This is a genomic window from Streptomyces sp. B3I8 (assembly GCF_030816915.1).
GTDB lineage: Bacteria > Actinomycetota > Actinomycetes > Streptomycetales > Streptomycetaceae > Streptomyces.
Genome location: NZ_JAUSYN010000002.1, coordinates 2,149,392 through 2,169,393, shown reverse-complemented (window position 1 = coordinate 2,169,393; position 20,002 = coordinate 2,149,392). Strand labels below are relative to the sequence as shown.

The 20,002-nt window shown below is 73.8% G+C and carries 16 protein-coding genes; 12 read left to right on the top strand and 4 right to left on the bottom strand.

Going from position 1 to position 20,002, the window contains the following annotated elements:
• Positions 1-192: 192 nt before the first annotated feature.
• A complete protein-coding gene (cutA, locus tag QFZ64_RS11740) occupies positions 193-564 on the top strand; it encodes a divalent-cation tolerance protein CutA (protein WP_307064830.1) in 372 nt (123 codons plus the stop codon).
• Positions 565-654: 90 nt separating this feature from the next.
• The gene (locus QFZ64_RS11735; RefSeq protein ID WP_307064829.1) at positions 655-939 is read left to right on the top strand and encodes a hypothetical protein; all 285 of its coding nucleotides are present in this window, start codon (positions 655-657) and stop codon (positions 937-939) included.
• Positions 940-1,122: 183 nt separating this feature from the next.
• Here QFZ64_RS11735 and QFZ64_RS11730 read toward each other — a convergent pair whose 3' ends face one another.
• Complete coding sequence (locus QFZ64_RS11730) at positions 1,123-3,231, bottom strand: molybdopterin oxidoreductase family protein (protein WP_307064828.1); 2,109 nt, start codon at positions 3,229-3,231, stop codon at positions 1,123-1,125.
• A 147-nt stretch (positions 3,232-3,378) separates the two neighbouring features.
• On the bottom strand, positions 3,379-4,104 hold the full coding sequence (locus QFZ64_RS11725) for a vancomycin high temperature exclusion protein (RefSeq protein ID WP_307064827.1): 726 nt from the start codon (positions 4,102-4,104) through the stop codon (positions 3,379-3,381).
• Between the two features lie 176 nt (positions 4,105-4,280).
• On the opposite strand from QFZ64_RS11725, the gene QFZ64_RS11720 reads away from it, so the two are divergent.
• The 10 genes from QFZ64_RS11720 to QFZ64_RS11675 all read left to right on the top strand — a co-directional run bounded on the left by QFZ64_RS11720 (position 4,281) and on the right by QFZ64_RS11675 (position 16,163).
• A complete protein-coding gene (locus QFZ64_RS11720; protein WP_373430734.1) occupies positions 4,281-5,141 on the top strand; it encodes a sirohydrochlorin chelatase in 861 nt (286 codons plus the stop codon).
• Between the two features lie 41 nt (positions 5,142-5,182).
• A complete protein-coding gene (locus QFZ64_RS11715) occupies positions 5,183-6,334 on the top strand; it encodes an FAD-dependent oxidoreductase (RefSeq protein WP_307064825.1) in 1,152 nt (383 codons plus the stop codon).
• Positions 6,331-8,139 (top strand): CocE/NonD family hydrolase, encoded by a 1,809-nt coding sequence (locus QFZ64_RS11710; protein WP_307064824.1) that lies wholly within the window; start codon positions 6,331-6,333, stop codon positions 8,137-8,139. The genes QFZ64_RS11715 and QFZ64_RS11710 overlap by 4 nt, the downstream gene beginning before the upstream one ends.
• Entirely contained in the window at positions 8,136-8,639 is a 504-nt protein-coding gene (locus QFZ64_RS11705) for a nuclear transport factor 2 family protein (protein ID WP_307064823.1), read from the top strand. Before QFZ64_RS11710 ends, QFZ64_RS11705 begins: the two co-directional genes overlap by 4 nt.
• 41 nt (positions 8,640-8,680) lie before the next feature.
• Positions 8,681-8,995, top strand: coding sequence for an NIPSNAP family protein (locus tag QFZ64_RS11700; RefSeq protein WP_307064822.1), 315 nt, complete (start codon positions 8,681-8,683; stop codon positions 8,993-8,995).
• Between the two features lie 30 nt (positions 8,996-9,025).
• Positions 9,026-9,949: an acetamidase/formamidase family protein gene (locus QFZ64_RS11695; RefSeq protein ID WP_307064821.1), complete on the top strand. Its 924-nt coding sequence runs from the start codon at positions 9,026-9,028 to the stop codon at positions 9,947-9,949.
• A 135-nt stretch (positions 9,950-10,084) separates the two neighbouring features.
• Positions 10,085-11,422 (top strand): deoxyguanosinetriphosphate triphosphohydrolase, encoded by a 1,338-nt coding sequence (locus QFZ64_RS11690; RefSeq protein WP_307064820.1) that lies wholly within the window; start codon positions 10,085-10,087, stop codon positions 11,420-11,422.
• 145 nt (positions 11,423-11,567) lie between these two features.
• Entirely contained in the window at positions 11,568-12,833 is a 1,266-nt protein-coding gene (locus QFZ64_RS11685; RefSeq protein WP_307064819.1) for an NAD(P)/FAD-dependent oxidoreductase, read from the top strand.
• 55 nt (positions 12,834-12,888) lie between these two features.
• Complete coding sequence (gene dnaG, locus QFZ64_RS11680; RefSeq protein WP_307064818.1) at positions 12,889-14,799, top strand: DNA primase; 1,911 nt, start codon at positions 12,889-12,891, stop codon at positions 14,797-14,799.
• 149 nt (positions 14,800-14,948) lie between these two features.
• Positions 14,949-16,163 carry an RNA polymerase sigma factor gene (locus tag QFZ64_RS11675; RefSeq protein ID WP_307064817.1) on the top strand — a complete coding sequence of 405 codons (1,215 nt, stop codon included), beginning with the start codon at positions 14,949-14,951 and terminating at the stop codon, positions 16,161-16,163.
• Between the two features lie 148 nt (positions 16,164-16,311).
• On the opposite strand, the gene QFZ64_RS11670 is transcribed toward QFZ64_RS11675, so the two are convergent.
• Both QFZ64_RS11670 and QFZ64_RS11665 read right to left on the bottom strand, forming a co-directional pair.
• The gene (locus tag QFZ64_RS11670; RefSeq protein ID WP_307064816.1) at positions 16,312-18,243 is read right to left on the bottom strand and encodes an ABC transporter ATP-binding protein; all 1,932 of its coding nucleotides are present in this window, start codon (positions 18,241-18,243) and stop codon (positions 16,312-16,314) included.
• The gene (locus QFZ64_RS11665; RefSeq protein ID WP_307064815.1) at positions 18,243-19,976 is read right to left on the bottom strand and encodes an ABC transporter ATP-binding protein; all 1,734 of its coding nucleotides are present in this window, start codon (positions 19,974-19,976) and stop codon (positions 18,243-18,245) included. The genes QFZ64_RS11670 and QFZ64_RS11665 overlap by 1 nt, the downstream gene beginning before the upstream one ends.
• Positions 19,977-20,002: the final 26 nt, after the last annotated feature.

Here is a 20,002-nt window from a genome sequence, read left to right as displayed (position 1 = left end):
TCCCGCTTCCTGAGCCGCCGTCAGAAATACGGAGAACGGGTGTTCCGTACCTCGCACACGCGACCGGTGCGACCCCGTTACAGCAGGTCAACGCCCCGGCCCCGACCCGCCGGGAAGGACCACCCGGAGGGCCCAGGGGACGGGGCGAGACGGGTGACGGCAGCGGGAAGCGGCGAGGGGATGATGGGGGACATGACGACCGACTCGAACGGGCGACCGGCGGCGCCGGCCGCGCTGACGGTACTGACGACGACGGACTCCGAGGCCGCTGCGCGGGAGCTGGCCCGGGGCGCGGTCGAAGCACGCCTGGCGGCCTGCGCCCAGATCTCCGGCCCGGTCACCTCCGTCTACCGCTGGCAGGGCGGGGTGGAGACCGCCGCCGAGTGGCAGGTCTCGTTCAAGACGACCCCGGCACGCTACGAGGCCCTGGAACACCACCTGCGCACCGCGCACGACTACGAGACCCCGGAGATCATCGCCACCCCGGTGGTGCGGGGGAGTACGGAGTACCTCCGGTGGGTGACGGAGGAGACGGCACCGGACGGCGGCGCCGGACCGAGGTGAGGTCCGCCGCACGGGGGCGAGGTCCGCCGTGCGGGGGACCGTGCCGTGTGCCCCCGCGCTCCCCGGCGACCCCGCGCCTAGGGTCCCGCCATGACCGACAGACACGTCCCGCGCCCCCTTGCGGCGGTCGCCCTGGCCGCGGCCCTGCTCCTCGCCGCCACCGCCTGCTCCCCCGACGCCCCCACCGCACCCCCGGCCCCCGGCGCCCCGGCCGACGACACGTCACACACCCCGACGGCAGCAGCCCCGCCCTCCCCGGCCGCGACGACTCCGGCCGCGGCCCCCACCGCCACGCCGACCCCGACGTTCACCCCACCCGCCGACAGCGCGGCCAGCGCCTCCTTCATGACCCGCACACCGTCGAGCAGACCTTAGGACCGCGGGCGCGCCCCGGAAGGGGCGCGGGGCTGTGTCACCGTGCGGCTGCGGCCGCGCGGGCGCGACCAGCCCCCACCCGCCGGCGCTCCCCACACAACCCGATCCCCCGAGCCCTCCGGGCCCAGAGGGGCGCAGCCCCCTGAAGGGACGGGAAGGGCAAGGGCGGCCGGGGCGTGAACCTCACCGCACGACCTCCACCCGCACCGCGCACACCTTGAACTCCGGCATCCCCGACACCGGATCGAGCACGGGGTTCGTCAACACGTTCGCCCTTCCCGCCCCCGCCCAGTGGAACGGCATGAACACCGTGTCCACCCGAATCCCCCCGGACACCCGCACCGGCACCACCACCCGCCCCCGCCGCGACACCACCGCCACGTCCTCCCCGTCCGCCACCCCCACCCGCTCCGCCAGCCGCGGGTGCATCTCCACGAACGGCCCCGGCGCCGCCGCGTTCAGCTCCGCCACCCTCCGCGTCTGCGCCCCCGACTGGTACTGCGCGAGCACCCGCCCGGTGGTCAGCAGCACCGGATACTCCTCGTCCGTGTCCTCCCCGGCCGCCCGGTGCGACACCGCCGCGAACCGGGCCCGCCCGTCCCCGGTGGCGAACCGCTCCAGGAACAGCCGGGGCGTCCCGGGGTGCGGGCGCCCGTCCGCCGTGCCCGCGTCCTCCCCCTCCGGGATGTCCGCCGGGCAGGGCCAGAACACCCCATCCTCCTCCGCCAGCCGCCGGTAGCTGATCCCCGAGTAGTCGGCCGGGCCCCCCGCGCTCGCCCGCCGCAACTCCTCGAACACCTCCTCCGGATCGGCGGGGAACTTCTTCTCCACGCCCAGCCGCGCCGCCAGCCCGTGCAGCACCTCCAGATCGCTGCGGACGCCGTCGGGCGGGGCCAGCGCACGCCGGCGCAGCAGTACACGGCCCTCCAGGCTGGTCGTCGTCCCCGTCTCCTCCGCCCACTGCGTCACCGGCAGCACCACGTCCGCCAGCCGGGCCGTCTCCGACAGCACGACGTCCGCCACCGCGAGGAAGTCCAGCGACCGCAGCCGCTCCTCCACGTGCGTGGCGCGCGGCGCGGACACCACCGGGTTGGAGCCCATCACCAGCAGCGCCCGGATGTCCGTACCGAGCGCGTCGAGGAGTTCGTACGCGCTGCGGCCGGGCCCCGGCAGCGAGTCGGGGTCGACGCCCCACACCCGCGCCACGTGCTTGCGGGCCGCGGGGTCGGTCAGCTTGCGGTAGCCGGGCAACTGGTCGGCCTTCTGGCCGTGTTCGCGCCCGCCCTGCCCATTGCCCTGCCCGGTCAGGCACCCGTATCCGGACAGCGGCCGGCCCGCCCGTCCCGTCGCCAGCGTCAGGTTGATCCACGCGCCCACCGTGTCCGTGCCCTTGGACTGCTGCTCGGGCCCCCGCGCGGTGAGCACCATCGCGGCATCGGGCGCGCAGAACAGCCGTACTGCCTCCCGCAGCCGCGGCACCGGCACGCCGGTGATCCGCTCCACGTACTCCGGCCAGTGCGCCATCGCGGTGGCCCGCGCCTCCTCCCAGCCGCTCGTCCGCTCCCGGAGGTACTCCTCGTCCGTGTGACCCTCGGCGACGATCAGGTGCAACAGGCCCAGCGCCAGGGCGAGGTCGGTGCCGGGGCGGGGCGCCAGGTGCAGATCGGCCTGCTCGGCGGTACGGGTGCGGCGCGGGTCGACGACGATCAACGTGCCGCCGTTCTCGCGCAGTTCGGTGAAGTAGCGCAGGGCGGGCGGCATCGTCTCGGCGGGGTTGGAGCCGACGAGGATCACGCATCCGGTCCTCGGGATGTCCTCCAGCGGGAACGGCAGCCCCCGGTCGAGCCCGAACGCCCTCGTCCCGGCCGCCGCCGCGGACGACATGCAGAACCGCCCGTTGTAGTCGATCTGCGAGGTGCCGAGCGCGACCCGGGCGAACTTGCCCAGCGCGTACGCCTTCTCGTTGGTCAGCCCGCCGCCGCCGAACACCCCGACCGCGTCCGCCCCGTGCGCCGTGCGCGCCCGCGTGAGCGCGTCGGCGAGCGCGTCGAGCGCCTCCTCCCAGGAGGCGGGCTCGAGCACGCCGTCGCGGCGCACCAGCGGGGAGGTGAGCCGTACGGCGGACGACAGCAGCGCCGGTGCCGTACGCCCCTTGCCGCACAGCGCGCCCCGGTTCACCGGGAAATCGGCGCGCTCGGCCACCTCGACCCCGCCGTCGGCCGCCGGGACCAGGTTCATCCCGCACTGCAGGGAGCAGTAGGGGCAGTGCGTGGGCGTGACGGTGGTCTGCATGCCGCCCAGCGTGCGCGGCACGTGTTACGCACCGGGACGTGCGCGGTTACGCCGACGGCACGGGGGGCTCCCGGCGGCGCGGGGGGCGACGTGAGGGCTGCGGCAGGGGGCCGGCCGGCGTGCCGTCGGCCCGCCGCCGGTTCGTCGTCAGCCCGCCGTTCGTCCGCTCCCGGCCGCCGCCAGTGCCCGGCCCACCCCCGGCTCCCGCGGGCCGAGGAAGTGCGGGTCCGGCCGGAAGAGGGCGTCCAGTGCCGCCTTGCCCGCCGCGAACACCTCGCGGGTGGCGCCGTAGTACCAGGTCACGTCGTGCGCGTCGCCCGCGGCCGCGACGCCGTACGACTCCACGCCGGCCGCTCGGCACAGGGCCACCGCACGGCGGATGTGGAAGCCCTGGCTGACCAGTACGGCCCGGTCCACGCCGAAGATCTTCTTCGCGCGGGCGCAGGAGTCCCAGGTGTCGAAGCCGGCGTAGTCCTCGACGACGCGGTCGCGGGGGACGCCGTGCTTCGTCAGGTACGCCTGCATGGCGTCCGGCTCGTCGTAGTCGTCGCGGCTGTTGTCGCCGGTGACGAGGAGGACCTTGACGCGGCCGGCGTGGTAGAGCGCGGCGGCGGTGTCCAGGCGGTGGGCGAGGTACGGGGACGGTTCGCCGTCCCACAGTCCGGCGCCGAAGACGACGGCGACGTCGGTGCGGGGGGTGGTCTCCGGGGTGCGGAGGTGGCTGTCGGTGGTGGTGAACAGCCAGGCGGCGGGGGAGAGGGCGAGGACGCAGAGGGCGACGGTGGCCTGGAGCGTGCGGCGCTGGGCCCGGCGGGTGCGGGGGAGACGGGGCAGCCGGAGGAGGCGGCGGAGGCGCGGGTGGGGCGGGCGCATGGGCGGGGTCCCCCGGGGGTCGGCGCTGAGCGTACGGGTGTTCGTGAGGAGGGACGCGGGAGGTGGGGCGTTGGTTCAGACGGAGTGTGTCTCACTCCCGTGCGCCCGTCCCCGTGAGCCGACTCCTCACCCCCCGTGACGCCCACGCAACGGCCCCGAAACCTCCCCCGGCCACGCTGACGAACGTGACCGCACCCCGCACCCCGCCCCCGCCCACCCTCCTCCTCGTGGCCCACGGCAGCCGCGACCCCCGCACCCTCGAAACCGTCCGCACTCTCCTCGACGGTGTTCGCGCGCTGCGCCCCGGCCTCCCCGTCCGCCTCGGCCACATCGAGCTGAACGAACCGCTGCTCCCCGAGGCCCTCGCCACCCTCGGCCCCGCCCCCGCCGTCCTCGTCCCCCTCCTCCTCAGCCGCGGCCACCACGTCCGCCACGACATCCCCACCGCCGCGGCCGCCGCCCCCCTCCCCACCCTCGTGGCCGCCCCCCTCGGCCCGCACCCCCTCCTCGTGGACGTCCTGCACTCCCGCCTCCTCGACGCCGGCTGGCCGGCCGCGCCCACCGGCGCGGACCGCCGCCGCACCGGCGTCGTCCTCGCCGCCGCCGGCTCGCGCGACCCGGACTCCGCGGTCGACACCGGCCGCACCGCCGCCCTCCTCGCCGACCGCCTCGGCGTGCCCGTCGTCCCCGCGTACGCCTCCGCCGCCGCGCCCACCGTGCCGGCCGCCGTCCGCGCGCTGGCCGCCCGGGGCCGCGACCGGGTCGCCGTCGCCTCGTACTTCACCGCGCCGGGCCGCTTCCACACCGAGAGCGCCGCAGCCGCCCCCTGGATCGCCGCCGCCCCGCTGGGCGCCCACCCCGCGATGGCCCGCCTGGTCCTGCACCGCTACGACGAGGTCCTCGCCCGCGCCGCGACACCGGCCGGACCGGCGGAACCGGCCGGACCGGCGGAACCGGCCGGACCGGCATCCCGATTGCAGATGGCGAAAAGAGTCCGTACCAACGTTGCACTGGTGTCAATCGGCCGTGGTTCCTAACGTCGATCGCGGACAGCCGCGACGACACGAGGAGCACGCGCATGGACATCCGTACACACACGCCCCCGAGGCGCGCCGTGGTGATCGGCGCCGGAATCGTGGGCCTGACGACCGGGCTCGCGCTGCGCCACGCGGGGTTCGAGGTGGTGGTCTGCGAGCGGGCGCCGGAGATCCGCGCCGCCGGGGCCTCCCTGGGACTGTGGGCGAACGCGCTGGAGGTCCTCGACGAACTCGCCGTCGGCGAGCAGGTGCGCACGATCGGTGCCCCCACCGAGATGCGCTTCCACGACCCGGCCGGAGAACCGCTCCGCACCCCGGAGTTCGGCCCCGAGGACCGCCGGTACCTGCTGGTGCACCGGGCGAAGCTGAACGATCTGCTCGCCGACGCCGTGGGGCGCGGGAACATCCGCCTGGCCACCGCCTTCGACGCCTACGAGGAGCACGAGGACCGGGTGACGGTCCGGCTCTCCGACGGCAGCACCGTGGACGCCGACGTACTGGTCGGGGCCGACGGCGCGTACTCGGCGGTGCGCGACCGCCTCGTGCCGAGCACCCCGGCGCGCGAGCACCCCGGCCACCACGCCTGGCGCGCGGTCGTCCCGCCCGGCGGCGTCACCGTGCCCGAGGACCGGCTGATCCTCGGCGGGAACCGCTGCCGGGGCGGCTATGTGCGCACGTACGACGGGAGCGTCTACTGGCTGGTCAACCAGTTCGACTCGCCCCCGCCGACCGGCACGCTCAAGGAGCAGGCCGCGGCACGCGCCGTCCACCTGGAGGCGCCGGGCGGGGGCGGCATCCTGTCCGCGCTGATCGCGGCGACACCCGAGGACCGCATCCTGCACAACCAGATCATGCTGGTGCCGCCGCTGCCCCACTGGGTCTCCGCGCGGGTCGTGCTGGCCGGGGACGCCGCCCACGCCATGTCCCCGCACATCACCGCCGGTGCGACGCTGGGCATCGAGGACGCCGCCCTGCTCGGCCGGCTGCTCGGCGCCCACGACGACGTGCCCGCCGCGCTGGCCGCCTACCAGGCCGACCGGATCCCGCAGTACGCGCACGTCGCCCGGCTCTCCGAGGCGGTGGAACTCGCGTCCACCCCGCGGGAGTTCGCGCGGAACTACGCCGCGTTCAGCCACTGGATGCTGAACCAGCGGTCGCCGCAGGCCCCCGCACCGGAGGGGCGGGGCGCATGACGTTCACCGTCGACGTGGACGTGCCGGTGCCGATGCGGGACGGCACCGCGCTCGCCACCAACGTGTGGCGGCCCGAGGGACCCGGCCCCTTCCCCGTGCTGCTGCTGCGCACCCCCTACGGCAAGGACGACGCCGGAACGTTCGGCAACCCCAAACTGCCGGACGTGTTCGCCCTCGTGGACGCCGGCTACGCGGTGGTGGCCCAGGACGTCCGCGGCACCGGACGGTCGCCGGGGACGTTCGTGCCGCACGCCGACGAGGGCCGCGACGGCACCGACACCCTCGTATGGCTGACCGGACAGCCGTGGTGCGACGGCGCCGTCGGCATGTGGGGCGGGTCCTACATGGGCATCGCCCAGTGGCAGGCGGCCGTGGGCGACGGGCCGGGACTGCGCGCGCTCGCCCCCGTGATGGCGTCCGCCGACCCGTACGGGGCCCCCTGGTACTCCCCGGGCGGGGCGCTGTCCCAGGACGCCGTCCTGACCTGGGCCTCCCTCGCGGCCCTGCGCAACCTGCGACGCGGACCGGCCGCCGACACCCCGGACACCCCCGCCCCGGCAGACGCTGCCGCCGACGCCGAGGCGCTCCTGTCCGGCCTGGCGGACCCCCGGCTGCTGCACGAGCCGCTGCCGCTCGCCGACCGCCCCGCCCTCACCCGCCATCTGCCCTGGGCCGGGCAGGTCCTCGGCCACCCGGAACGGGACGCGTTCTGGCGGGAGACCGCCCCCATCGACCACCCCGACCGCGTCACCGCCCCGGCGCTGCACGTGGGCGGCTGGTACGACGTCTTCGTCGGCGAGACCGTACGGTCCTACACGACGATGCGCCGCCACGCCGGCAGCGCCGCGGCCCGCGACGGCCAGCGAATGGTCATCGGCCCCTGGAGCCACGCCGACGGCACCGACCTCGGCACCTACCCCGACCGGTCCTTCGGGCTCCACGCCAGCATCAAGGCCGCCGACATCACCGGCGTCCACCTGCGGTTCTTCGACCGCTGGGTGCGCGGCCGCACGGACGTGGCCGACGACGACCGGCGGGTGCGGATCTTCGTCATGGGCATCGACCGATGGCGCGACGAGGAGGACTGGCCGCTGCCCGGCACCCGGCCCACCGACTTCTTCCTCTCCGGGGCGGGCCGGGCCAACACCGCGGACGGCGACGGGACACTGACCCGCCGGCCCCCGACCGCCGAGGCGGTGGACACGTTCCGCCACGACCCCCGCCACCCGGTCCCCAGCCTGGGCGGCACCGTGCTCGCCGGCGCCTCCGGCGCCTACCCCGGACCGGCCGACCAGGCGCCCGTCGAGACGCGCGAGGACGTGCTCGTCTACACCGGCGACGTGCTCGACCGCCCCGTCGAGGTCACCGGCCACGTCACCCTCGTCCTGCACGTCTCCTCCTCGGCACCGGACACCGACGTCACGGGCAAGCTCGTCGACGTGCACCCGGACGGCAGGGCGATCCTGCTGTGCGAGGGCGTCCTGCGGGCCAGGTACCGCACCTCGCCCACCGACCCCGAACCGCTGGAGCCGGGGACGGTGTACGAACTGACGGTCGACATGAACGTCACCTCGAACGTGTTCCTGCCCGGACACCGCATCCGGCTGGAGGTGGCCGGCAGCAACTTCCCCCGCTACGACCGCAACACCGGCACCGGGGGCGCCCTCGCGGCCGACGGCGACGACGACCTGGTCGTCGCGGTCGACCGGGTCCACCACGGACCGGCCCACCCCTCCCGCCTGGTCCTGCCGCTGATCGAACGGCCGGGCACCGGACACCCCACGGCGACGGGAACACCGGCATGAGCACCCCGGCCGACCCGGTCACCGTGGCCGACCTGGCGGACCGGGCCGCCGTCACGGACGTCGTCGCCCGCCTCGCCCACGCCCAGGACGACCGCGACTGGCCCGCCCTGCGCGCGCTGTTCGCCGACGAGGTGCTTGTGGACCTGTCGGCCCACCACCACGGCACCCCGCCGACGACCGTGCCGGCCACCGAACTGGTCGCGCTCGCCCGCAGCACCCTGGACGGCTTCGACCACACCCACCACACCGCCACCGACCTGCTCCTGCGGCTCTCGGGCGACGAGGCCGAGTGCCGCGCGCACGTCGTCGCCCTGCACCACCTCACCACCGGCCCCGACGTCGTCGACCACTGCACGATGCGCGGCCTGTGGCGGCTCGGACTGCGCAGGAGCGACGGGCGCTGGCTCGTCGACCGCTGGGCCGTGGTCCGCACCGCCCCCTGGGAGGGGTCCCCCCGGATCTACGCTCTCGCCGCCGCCCGCGTCGCCCCACCGTCGTGACGGCGGCCGCATCCTCCGGCCCGAAGAAACGCGAGGAACCCATGTTCTACGAGCTGCGCATCGAACACGCGCGCCCCGGCCACGGCCCCGAACTGGCCCGCTACATGAGCACAACCGTCGTCCCGCTGCACCGGGAGAACGGCATGGAGGTGGTCGGCGCGTTCACCGTGACCGGCGACGAGAACCGCTTCGTCTGGATCCGCCGCTTCGAGGACTCCGCCGACCGCGAGCGCGTCCTGGCCGCCGTCCACGGACACCCCCGGTGCGCCGCCGTCGCGGAGACCGTCTCCGCACTGTCGGACGGCGCCCCGGCCACCCTCCGGCTGGAGCCCGCCCCCGGCTCCGGGCCGCGCTGACCGCACGGGAAACAGACGAGGAGGAAACCCATGACCCGACACCGGCTGCCGGCCACCCGAGAGAACGTGGTGAACGTCTTCGACCGGGACACCCCGCCGGTGCTCACCGTGGATCCGGGCGACACGGTGGTCGTCGACTCCCTGGACGCCGCCGGGTTCCTGGAGCCGATGCGCACGCCCCACGACACCGGCCCGACGATGTTCGAGGGCCGGATCGGCCACTGCCTCACCGGGCCGGTCGCCGTACGGGGCGCGGCACCCGGCGCCGTCCTCGCCGTGCGCGTCGGCTCCCTGGAGCCCGGCACCTGGGGCTGGACCCTGGCCGGCGGGCGGGACACCCCGCTCAACCGCAGGCTCGGCCTCGCCAACGGGCCCGAGACGGGACTGCTGTGGGACATCCGCGACGGTACGGCCACCGACGGCCACGGCCGGACGGTGACCACCGCGCCGTTCCTCGGCGTGATCGGCGTCCCGCCCGCGGCACCGGGCCCGCACTCCACGCTCCCGCCCCGCGCGGAGGGCGGCGGCAACATCGACTGCCGCGAACTGGTGGCGGGCTCGACGCTGTATCTGCCGGTGACCGTGCCCGGCGCGCTGCTCCACCTCGGGGACGGCCACGCGGCACAGGGCAACGGTGAGGTCGCGGGTACCGCGATCGAGTGCCCCATGACGACGGAGGTGACGCTGGACCTGGTCGAGGACCCCCCGGTCCCCGGCCTTCACGCCGAGACCCCGGAGGGGCGGATCACCTTCGGCATCGACCCGGACCTGGACACGGCCGCGGCCGGCGCGCTGGACGCCATGCTGTCCTGGATGTGCGTCCTGTTCGACACGGACCGCAGAACGGCGCTGGCCCTGGCCGGCGGGGTCCTCGACCTGCGGGTCACCCAGGTGGCGAGCGCCGCTTACGGCGTGCACGCGGTCCTGCCGCACGGAGCCCTCCGCACCCCGTGACACACCACGACACCGGGCCGCACCCCCTGACACACATCGACACCGAGCCGCCCCCGACCCCCTGACCAGGAATCACCCTCCCCCCCGCCCCGTCCGGAGCGGGCACTGCCGGTGGCGGCGTCTACTGTCGTACCCATGGAAGGAACCGCATCCGGCCCGGGCGGCGCCCCGGGCCGGCCGTACGAGCAGTACACCGCCGCCGGCGGGTACGACGCGGCGGCCGTGGAGCGCTGGGCCCCCGAGCCCGACAAGCGCCCCGGACGCACCGCCTTCCAGCGCGACCGCGCCCGCGTGCTGCACTCCGCTGCGCTGCGCCGGCTCGCCGGCAAGACCCAGGTCGTCACCCCCGGCAGCACGGGCTCCGTCTGGGACGCCAGCCCCCGCACCCGGCTGACCCACTCCCTGGAGTGCGCCCAGGTCGGCCGCGAGCTGGGCGCCGCGCTCGGCTGCGACCCCGATCTCGTCGAGGCCGCCTGCCTCTCGCACGACCTGGGCCACCCGCCCTTCGGGCACAACGGCGAACAGACGCTCGACGAGTTCGCCGCGGACTGCGGCGGCTTCGAGGGCAACGCCCAGTCGCTGCGCCTGCTCACCCGCCTGGAACCCAAGCGCTTCGTCCCCGACCCCGCCACCGGTGCCCTCGTCGGCGTCGGCCTCAACCTCACCCGCGCCGCCCTGGACGCAGCCACCAAGTACCCCTGGCCGCGCGGCGCCCGCCCCGACGACCCCGCCTCGCCCAAGTTCGGGGTGTACGAGGACGACCGCCCCGTCTTCGACTGGGTGCGCAAGGACGCTCCCGGCCCCCGCGTCTGCTTCGAGGCCCAGGTCATGGACTGGTCCGACGACGTCGCCTACTCGGTGCACGACGTGGAGGACGGCCTGCACGCCGGCCACCTCGACCCCCGCGCCCTGCGCGACGGATCCGAACGGCGGGAGATCTTCGCCGTCGCCCGAAGCCGCTACGCCGACCCGGACACCGACCCCGCCGAGCTCGCCGAGGCCCTCGACCGGCTCCTCGCCCAGGACTGGTGGCCGCACGGCTACGACGGCTCGGCGATCGGCCAGGCCCGCCTCAAGGACGCCACCAGCCAGCTCATCGGCCGCTTCTGTCTGGCCGCCGAGGGCGCCACCCGGGCGGCGTACGGCTCCGGGCGGCTCACCCGCTACGGCGCCGAACTCGTCGTACCGCGCGGCACCCGCCTCGAGTGCGCCGTCCTCAAGGCCGTCGCCGACCGTTACGTCATGCAGCGCGCCGAGCAGGAGCGGCTCCGCGCCGACCAGCGGATCGTCGTCGCCGAGCTGGCGGACGCGCTCACCGCCCGCGCCCCCGGGGGACTGGACCCCCAGTTCCGGGCACTGTTCGAGGAGGCGGCCGACGACCGGGCCCGCAAGCGCACCGTAGTCGACCAGATCGCCTCGCTCACCGACGCCACGGCCCGCTCCCTGCACGCGCGGCTGACCGGGCGGGTGTGACCATGCACCGACGGGTGGAGCGGAGGTGGCGGGAAAGACCTGCCGGGGCGACCCGGCGGGCCCCGATCTCGCCACCCCCCTCTTCCCGCACCGGGCCGCGTGCGGGAGGCTCGCATGTGGCGACATCCTTACGAGGAGGCATCAAGTGGTCGACGCGGATCAGACGTTCGTCATCGTCGGAGGGGGCCTGGCCGGGGCCAAGGCGGCCGAGGCGCTCCGTGCGGAGGGGTTCACCGGGCGGGTGATACTGATCTGTGACGAGCGCGACCACCCCTACGAGCGCCCCCCGCTCTCCAAGGGCTACCTGCTCGGCAAGGAGGAACGCGAGAGCGTCTTCGTCCACGAGCCCGCCTGGTACGCCCGCAACGACATCGAGCTCCACCTCGGCCAGACCGTCGTCGCGATCGACCGCGCCGCCAGGTCCGTCCGCTACGGCGACGACGGCACCGTCGTGCACTACGACAAGCTCCTGCTGGCCACCGGCGCCGAACCCCGCCGCCTGGACGTCCCCGGCACGGACCTCGCCGGCGTCCACCACCTGCGCCGGCTCGCCCACGCCGAGCGCCTCAAGGGCATGCTCACCGCGCTCGGCCGGGACAACGGCCACCTGGTGATCGCCGGCGCCGGCTGGATCGGCCTGGAGGTCGCCGCGGCCGCCCGCGGGTACGGCGCCGAGGTCACCGTCGTCGAACCCTCCGACAGTCCGCTGCACGGCGTGCTCGGACCCGAGCTCGGCAACGTCTACGCCGAACTGCACCGCGAGCACGGCGTCCGCTTCCACTTCGGCGCCCGACTCACCGAGATCGTCGGCCAGGACGGCATGGTGCTCGCCGCCCGCACCGACGACGGCGAGGAGCACCCGGCGCACGACGTGCTCGCCGCGATCGGCGCCGCGCCCCGCACCTCGCTCGCCGAGGCGGCCGGCCTGGAGATCGCCGACCGCGCGCACGGCGGGGGAGTCGTCGTCGACGAACAGCTGCGCACCTCCGACCCCGACATCTACGCCGCCGGCGACGTCGCCTCCTTCCCGCACGCCCTGTTCGGCACCCGGCTGCGCGTGGAGCACTGGGCCAACGCGCTCAACGGCGGCCCGGCCGCCGCCCGCGCGATGCTCGGCAAGGAGGGCGTCTACGACCGGGTGCCGTACTTCTTCTCCGACCAGTACGACGTCGGCATGGAGTACTCCGGATGGGCACCGCCAGGCTCCTACGACCAGGTCGTGCTGCGCGGCGACGCCGGGAAGCGGCAGTTCATCGCGTTCTGGGTCAAGGAGGGCAGGGTGCTCGCCGGGATGAACGTCAATGTGTGGGACGTCACCGAAACCGTCCAGAAACTGATCAGGAGCGGCACCCCCGTGGACACGGAGGCCCTGGCGGACCCGCACGTCGCCCTGGACAGCCTCCTCCCCTGAGACCGGGGGAGGCCGAGGGGCCGAGGGCGTCGGTGGACCACCGTAGAATTCACGCGTGGCAGGACGGATCAACGACGAGGACGTGAAGGCGGTCAGGGACGCGGTCCCCATCGACGCCGTCGTCTCCGAGTACCTCCAGCTGCGCAACGCGGGCGGCGGCAACCTCAAGGGCCTGTGCCCCTTCCACGACGAGAAGTCGCCGTCCTTCCAGGTCAGCCCGAGCAAGGGACTCTTCCACTGCTTCGGCTGCCAGGAGGGCGGCGACACCCTCACCTTCGTGATGAAGATCGACCACCTCTCGTTCTCCGAGGCGGTCGAACGGCTCGCGGGTCAGGCCGGCATCACCCTGCGCTACGAGGAGGGCGGCTACAACCCCTCCCACCAGCGCGGGGAGCGGATCCGCCTGGTCGAGGCGCACAAGATGGCCGCCCAGTGGTATGCCGAACAGCTCGCCACCCACCCTGAGGCCGACACCGGCCGCGCCTTCCTCGCCGAGCGCGGCTTCGACCAGGCCGCCGCCGTCCACTTCGGCGTCGGCTACAGCCCCCAGGGCTGGGACCACCTCACCCGCTTCCTGCGCGGCAAGGGCTTCACCGACAAGGAACTGGTCCTCTCCGGGCTCGCCCAGGAGGGCCGCCGGGGCCCCATCGACCGCTTCCGGGGCCGCCTGATGTGGCCGATCCGCGACATCGGCGGGGACGTCGTCGGCTTCGGCGCCCGCAAGCTCTACGAGGCGGACAACGGCCCGAAGTACCTCAACACGCCCGACACCCCGATCTACCGCAAGTCCCAGGTCCTCTACGGCATCGACCTCGCCAAGAAGGACATCGCCAAGGCGTCCCGCGCCGTGGTCGTCGAGGGCTACACCGACGTCATGGCCTGCCACCTGGCCGGCGTGACCACCGCCATCGCCACCTGCGGCACGGCCTTCGGCAGCGAGCACATCAAGATCCTCCGCCGGCTGCTGATGGACAACGGCTCGGCCCGCGTGATCTTCACCTTCGACGGCGACGCGGCCGGCCAGAAGGCCGCCCTGCGCGCCTTCGAGGACGACCAGAAGTTCGCCGCCGAGACGTACATCGCCATCGCACCCGACGGCATGGACCCCTGCGACCTGCGGCTGGTCAAGGGCGACGAGGCGGTCGCCGAGCTGGCCGAGCCGCGCACCCCGCTGTTCGAGTTCGCCCTGCGCCAGATCGTCGGCCGCTACGACCTGGACACCCCGGCCGGCCGCGCCGCCGCCCTGGACGAGGCGGCGCCGGTCGTCGCCCGCATCAAGAACACCGGCGCACAGCACGAGGTCGCCGTGCAGCTCGCCGGGCTGCTCGGCATCCTCGACACCCAGTTCGTCGTCCGCCGCGTCGGCCAGCTCGCCCGCTGGGCCCGCGAGCGCGGCGGCCGGGGCCCGGCACCCGCCGCCGACCAGCGCCGCCGGCAGGATCACGCCGCCGGACAGACCCCTTCCGTTCCGCGCGGCCCCGCGCTCAACCTGCGCAACCCCGTCTACGCCACCGAGCGCGAGCTGCTCAAGCTGGCCCTGCAACGCCCCGAGCTGGTCGCCCCGGCGTTCGACGCGTACGGCACCGACGAGTTCACCGCACCGCCCTACGCGGCGGTCCGCGAGGCGATCCAGGAGGCGGGCGGCGTCGAACAGGGCGTGCGGGACCCGCAGGAGTACCTGCTGCGGGTGCGCGAGGTGGCCCCCGACGACGCGGTCCGTGCGATGGTCACCGAGCTGGCCGTCGAGGCGATCCTGCGCCGCACGGTGGACGAGCACTACGCGGGCGAGCAGCTCGTCACCGTGCGCCGCCGCGCGGTCGAGCGGCGCGTGCGCGACATTCAGAGCCGGCTCACCCGCCTCACCGCACACGGCGACCCGGCCCAACTGGGTGCTGTGCAGAACGAGTTGTGGGTTCTCCAGCAGTACGACCAGGCCCTGCGGACGGGCGGGGCCGCCGCGCTGTGAGCGCGCCCCGACGCCTGCCGCGGCGCGCGCTCCGGCCCGCGGCCCGCCCGTAGCCGCCCCTCCCGGTAACCGCCCGGTCACCGACCGGACGCAAAAAGTCACCGCACGCCCCTCGTGGCGGGGATGTGTCGTACCCCACACTGGGGGCGGTGCCTGAGTCCTCGGAGCGCGGACGGCCCGCACACCCCGGATCCCCCACGCCCGCGATTCCGCCCCACGACTGCGGGATGGCCGCCGGCGAGGCCGTCGACCCCATCCCCCACACTCCGCTGCCGCACGCCCCCGCAGCGACTCATCCGGAGGTCGCCCCCGTGCAGACCCAGACCCTCACGCAGACAGACGGCGCGACAGACGGCGCGGCGGACGGCCGGGTGGACGGCCCGGAGGCGGAAGCGGTGGTGCCGGCCCCGCCGCCGCGCGGCCGCGCGGACACCGGTGGGTCCGCCGGGGCTGGGCCCTCCTCCGACCTGTTCCGCCAGTACCTGCGCGAGATCGGCCGCGTCCCGCTGCTCACCGCCGCCGACGAGGTCGAACTCGCCCGCCGGGTGGAGGCCGGCCTGTTCGCCGAGGAGAAGCTCGGCTCCACGCCCGACCTGGACAGCCGGCTCGCCCTCGACCTCGACCAACTGGTCGTCAGGGGCCGGATGGCCAAACGCCGGCTGATCGAGGCCAATCTGCGGCTGGTCGTCTCCGTCGCCAAGCGGTACGTCGGGCGCGGGCTGACCATGCTGGACCTGGTGCAGGAGGGCAACCTCGGGCTGATCCGCGCGGTGGAGAAGTTCGACTACGCGCGCGGCTACAAGTTCTCGACGTACGCGACCTGGTGGATCCGCCAGGCGATGTCCCGCGCCCTGGCCGACCAGGCCCGCACGATCCGCGTGCCCGTGCACGTCGTCGAGCTGATCAACCGGGTCGTGCGGGTGCAGCGGCGGATGCTGCAGGAGCGCGGCTACGAGCCGACGGCGCAGGAGGTCGCCGCGCACCTCGACCTGTCCCCGGAGCGGGTGGGCGAGGTGCTGCGGCTGGCCCAGGAACCGGTGTCGCTGCACGCGCCGGTGGGCGAGGAGGAGGACGTCGCGCTCGGCGACCTGATCGAGGACGGCGACGCGGCGAGCCCCGTGGAGTCGGCGGCGTTCCTGCTGCTGCGGCAGCACCTGGACGCGGTCCTGTCGACGCTCGGCGAGCGCGAGCGGAAGGTGGTGCAGCTCCGGTACGGGCTGGCGGACGGGCGTCCGCGCACGCTGGAGGAGATAGGCCGCATCTTCGGCGTCACGCGCGAACGCATCCGCCAGATCGAGTCGAAGACCCTGAACAAACTGAGGGACCACGCCTACGCCGACCAACTCCGCGGCTACCTGGAGTGAGCCGCCGGCGTTTTTCCCCGCCCCCGCCGCCCTTTTGCCGTCCCGTCCCTTCACCGGGGACGGAGCCCCGTGACGTGACGTGACGGGAAGGGCGGGGGCGTGCGGGGGCGAGAGAAACCCGCCCCCGCACGCCCCCGCAGGGAACCCCTCAGTCGACCTCCGCCACCGCCTGCGCGAACTGCGCCCGGTACAGACGGGCGTACGCACCGCCCGAGGCCAACAGCACATCGTGGGACCCCTGCTCCACGATCGAGCCGTCCTCCATCACCAGGATCGTGTCCGCGTCCCGGATCGTGGACAGCCGGTGTGCGATCACGAACGACGTCCGCCCCGCCGCCAGCTTCGCCATCGCCTTCTGGATCAGCACCTCCGTCCGCGTGTCCACGGAACTCGTCGCCTCGTCCAGCACGAGGATCACCGGATCCGACAGGAACGCCCGCGCGATCGTGATGAGCTGCTTCTCGCCCGCGCTCACCCCGGAACCCTCGTCGTCGATCACCGTGTCGTACCCGTCCGGCAGCGTCCGCACGAACCGGTCCGCGTGCGCCGCCCGCGCGGCCTCCTCGATCTCCCCGCGGGTCACCTCGCGGGAGGCCCCGTACGCGATGTTCTCCGCGATCGTGCCGCCGAACAGCCAGGTGTCCTGGAGCACCATGCCGATGCCCGCGCGCAGTTCCTCGCGGGACATCCGCGCGACGTCCACCCCGTCGAGCGTGATCCGCCCGCCGGTGACCTCGTAGAACCGCATCAGCAGGTTGACCAGCGTGGTCTTGCCGGCGCCCGTGGGGCCGACGATGGCGACCGTGTGGCCCGGCTCGACCGCCAGCGACAGGTCCTCGATGAGCGGCTTGTCGGGGTCGTAGCGGAAGGAGACGTGCTCCAGCGCGACCCGCCCGCGCAGCTCGGCCGGCTTCTCGCCCGGCACCGCGTCCGCGCTCTGCTCCTCGGCGTCGAGCAGTTCGAAGACCCGCTCGGCGGAGGCGACCCCGGACTGCACCAGGTTGGCCATCGAGGCGACCTGTGTCAGCGGCATCGAGAACTGCCGCGAGTACTGGATGAACGCCTGCACGTCACCGATGGACAGCGAACCCGTGGCGACCCGCAGCCCGCCGACGACGGCGACCAGCACATAGTTCAGGTTCGACACGAACATCATCAGCGGCTGCATGATCCCGCTGTTGAACTGCGCCTTGAACCCGGCCTCGTACAGCGCGTCGTTCTGCTCGGCGAACGCCGCCGCCGACTCGTCCTGCCGCCCGAACACCTTCACCAGGTTGTGCCCGGTGTACATCTCCTCGATGTGCGCGTTGAGCTTGCCCGTCGTACGCCACTGCTGCACGAAGTGCGGCTGCGACCGCTTGCCGACGCGGGTCGCGACGTAGAACGACAGCGGCACGGTGACCAGCGCCACCAGGGCCAGCAGCCAGGAGACGTAGAACATCATCACCAGCACGCCGACGATGGTCAGCAACGAGTTGACGAGCTGGCCCATCGACTGCTGGAGCGTCTGCCCTATGTTGTCGATGTCGTTGGTGGCCCGGCTGAGCACCTCACCGCGCTGGCGCTTGTCGAAGTACGACAGCGGCAGCCGCGACAGTTTCCCCTGCACGTCCCTGCGCAGCCGGGACACCGTCAGGTTGATGGCCCGGTTGGACAGCCGGGTGGAGACCGCCATCAGCAGGCCGGCCACGAGGAACGTGCCCAGCGCGAGCAGCAGGACGTCGCCCACGGCGCCGAAGTCGATGCCCTTGCCCGGGGTGAAGTGGGTGCCGGAGAGCATGTCGGCGACGGCACCGTCGCCGCGCCTGCGCATCGACTCCAGCACCTGTTCCCTGGTGGTGCCGGCGGGCAGCTGCCGTCCGATGATGCCGGCGAACACCAGGTCGGTCGCCCTGCCGAGGATCTTCGGCCCGAGCACCGACAGGGTCACGCTCGCCACGCCGCACGCCAGCATCACCAGCAGCGTCGCCCGCTCCGGACGGAACTGCGCGAGGAGCCGCTTGCCGGATCCCTTGAAGTCCATCGATCGCTGGTCGGGGGCGCCCCGCCCGGCCGCCATCCGTCCCATGGGCCCGGCCATCAGGCGGCCTCCGCTTCCGTCAGCTGGGAGAGCACGATCTCCCGGTAGGTCTCGTTGTCCGCCATCAGTTCGTGGTGCCGTCCGGCGCCGACGACCCGGCCCTCGTCCAGCACCAGGATCCGGTCGGCGTCACGGATGGTCGACACCCGCTGGGCGACGATCACCACGGTCGCCTCGGCGGTCTCGCGGGCGAGCGCCGCGCGCAGGGCCGCGTCGGTGGCGTAGTCGAGCGCGGAGAAGGAGTCGTCGAACAGATAGATCTCCGGGCGCTGCACCAGCGTCCGGGCGATGGCCAGACGCTGGCGCTGACCGCCCGACACATTGGTGCCGCCCTGGGCGATCGGCGCGTCGAGGCCGCCCTCCAGCGCGGTGACGAACTCCTTGGCCTGCGCCACCTCCAGCGCGTGCCACAGCTCCTCGTCGGTCGCGTCCGGGTTGCCGTAGCGCAGGTTGGTGGCGACCGTCCCCGCGAACAGGTACGGCTTCTGCGGCACCATGCCGACGGTCCTGGCCATCAGCTTCGGGCCGATCTCCCGGACGTCGACGCCGTCGACGAGGACCGTGCCGTCGGTGGCGTCGAACAGCCGGGGGACCAGCCCCAGCAGCGTCGACTTGCCGCTGCCGGTGGACCCGATGACGGCCGTGGTCTCGCCCGGCCGGGCGACCATGTCGATGCCGCGCAGCACCGGCTCCTCGGCGCCCGGGTAGGCGAAGCCCGCCCCGCGCAGCTCCAGGTGCCCGTGCCGGCGCAGTTCGAGGACCGGGGCCGACGGCGGCACCACGCTGCTGGAGGTGTCCAGCACCTCCTGGATGCGCTCGGCGCAGACCTCCGCGCGCGGCATCATCATGAACATGAAGGTGGCCATCATCACGGACATGACGATCTGCATCAGATAGGCGAGGAACGCGGTGAGGTCGCCGATCTGCATGCCGCCGCTGTCGATGCGGTGCGCGCCGAACCAGAGGACGGCGATCGAGGAGAGGTTCACCACGGTCATCACCATGGGGAACATCAGCGCCAGGATGCGTCCGGTGCCCAACGACACCTCGGTCAGCTCGCCGTTGGCGCCGGCGAACCGGTCCTTCTCGTAGCCGTCGCGCACGAAGGCGCGGATCACACGGTTGCCGCTGATCTGCTCGCGCAGCACCCGGTTCACGGTGTCCAGGCGGACCTGCATGCCCCGGAACAGCGGACGCAGCCGCCGTACCAGCAGGGTGACGCAGATGGCGAGCACCGGGACCACGGCGACCAGCACCCCGGACAGCGGCACGTCCAGACCGAGCGCCATCACGATGCCGCCCACGCACATGATCGGTGCGGACGCCACCAGCGTGAACGTCATCAGCGTCAGCATCTGCACCTGCTGGACGTCATTGGTGGTGCGGGTGATGAGGGAGGGCGCCCCGAACTGTCCGAGCTCGCGGGCGGAGAACGACTGCACCCGGTCGAAGACCGCGGCCCGCACGTCCCGGCCGAGCGCGGACGCGGTACGGGCGCCGATGTACACGGCCCCCACGTTGCACACGACCTGGACCAGCGAGATGCCGACCATCAGCGCGCCGAAGGTGAGGATGTAGTCCGTGTCGCCCTTGACGACACCGTTGTCGATGATGTCCGCGTTCAGGGTGGGCAGATAGAGGGTGGCTGAGGTCTGCATGAGCTGCAGCAGGACCAGCAGCGCGAGGGGTTTCCGGTAGGGCCTGAGGTGGGCCCGGAGGAGTCGTATGAGCACGCGGGACTCTCGGTTAGTCGACGACA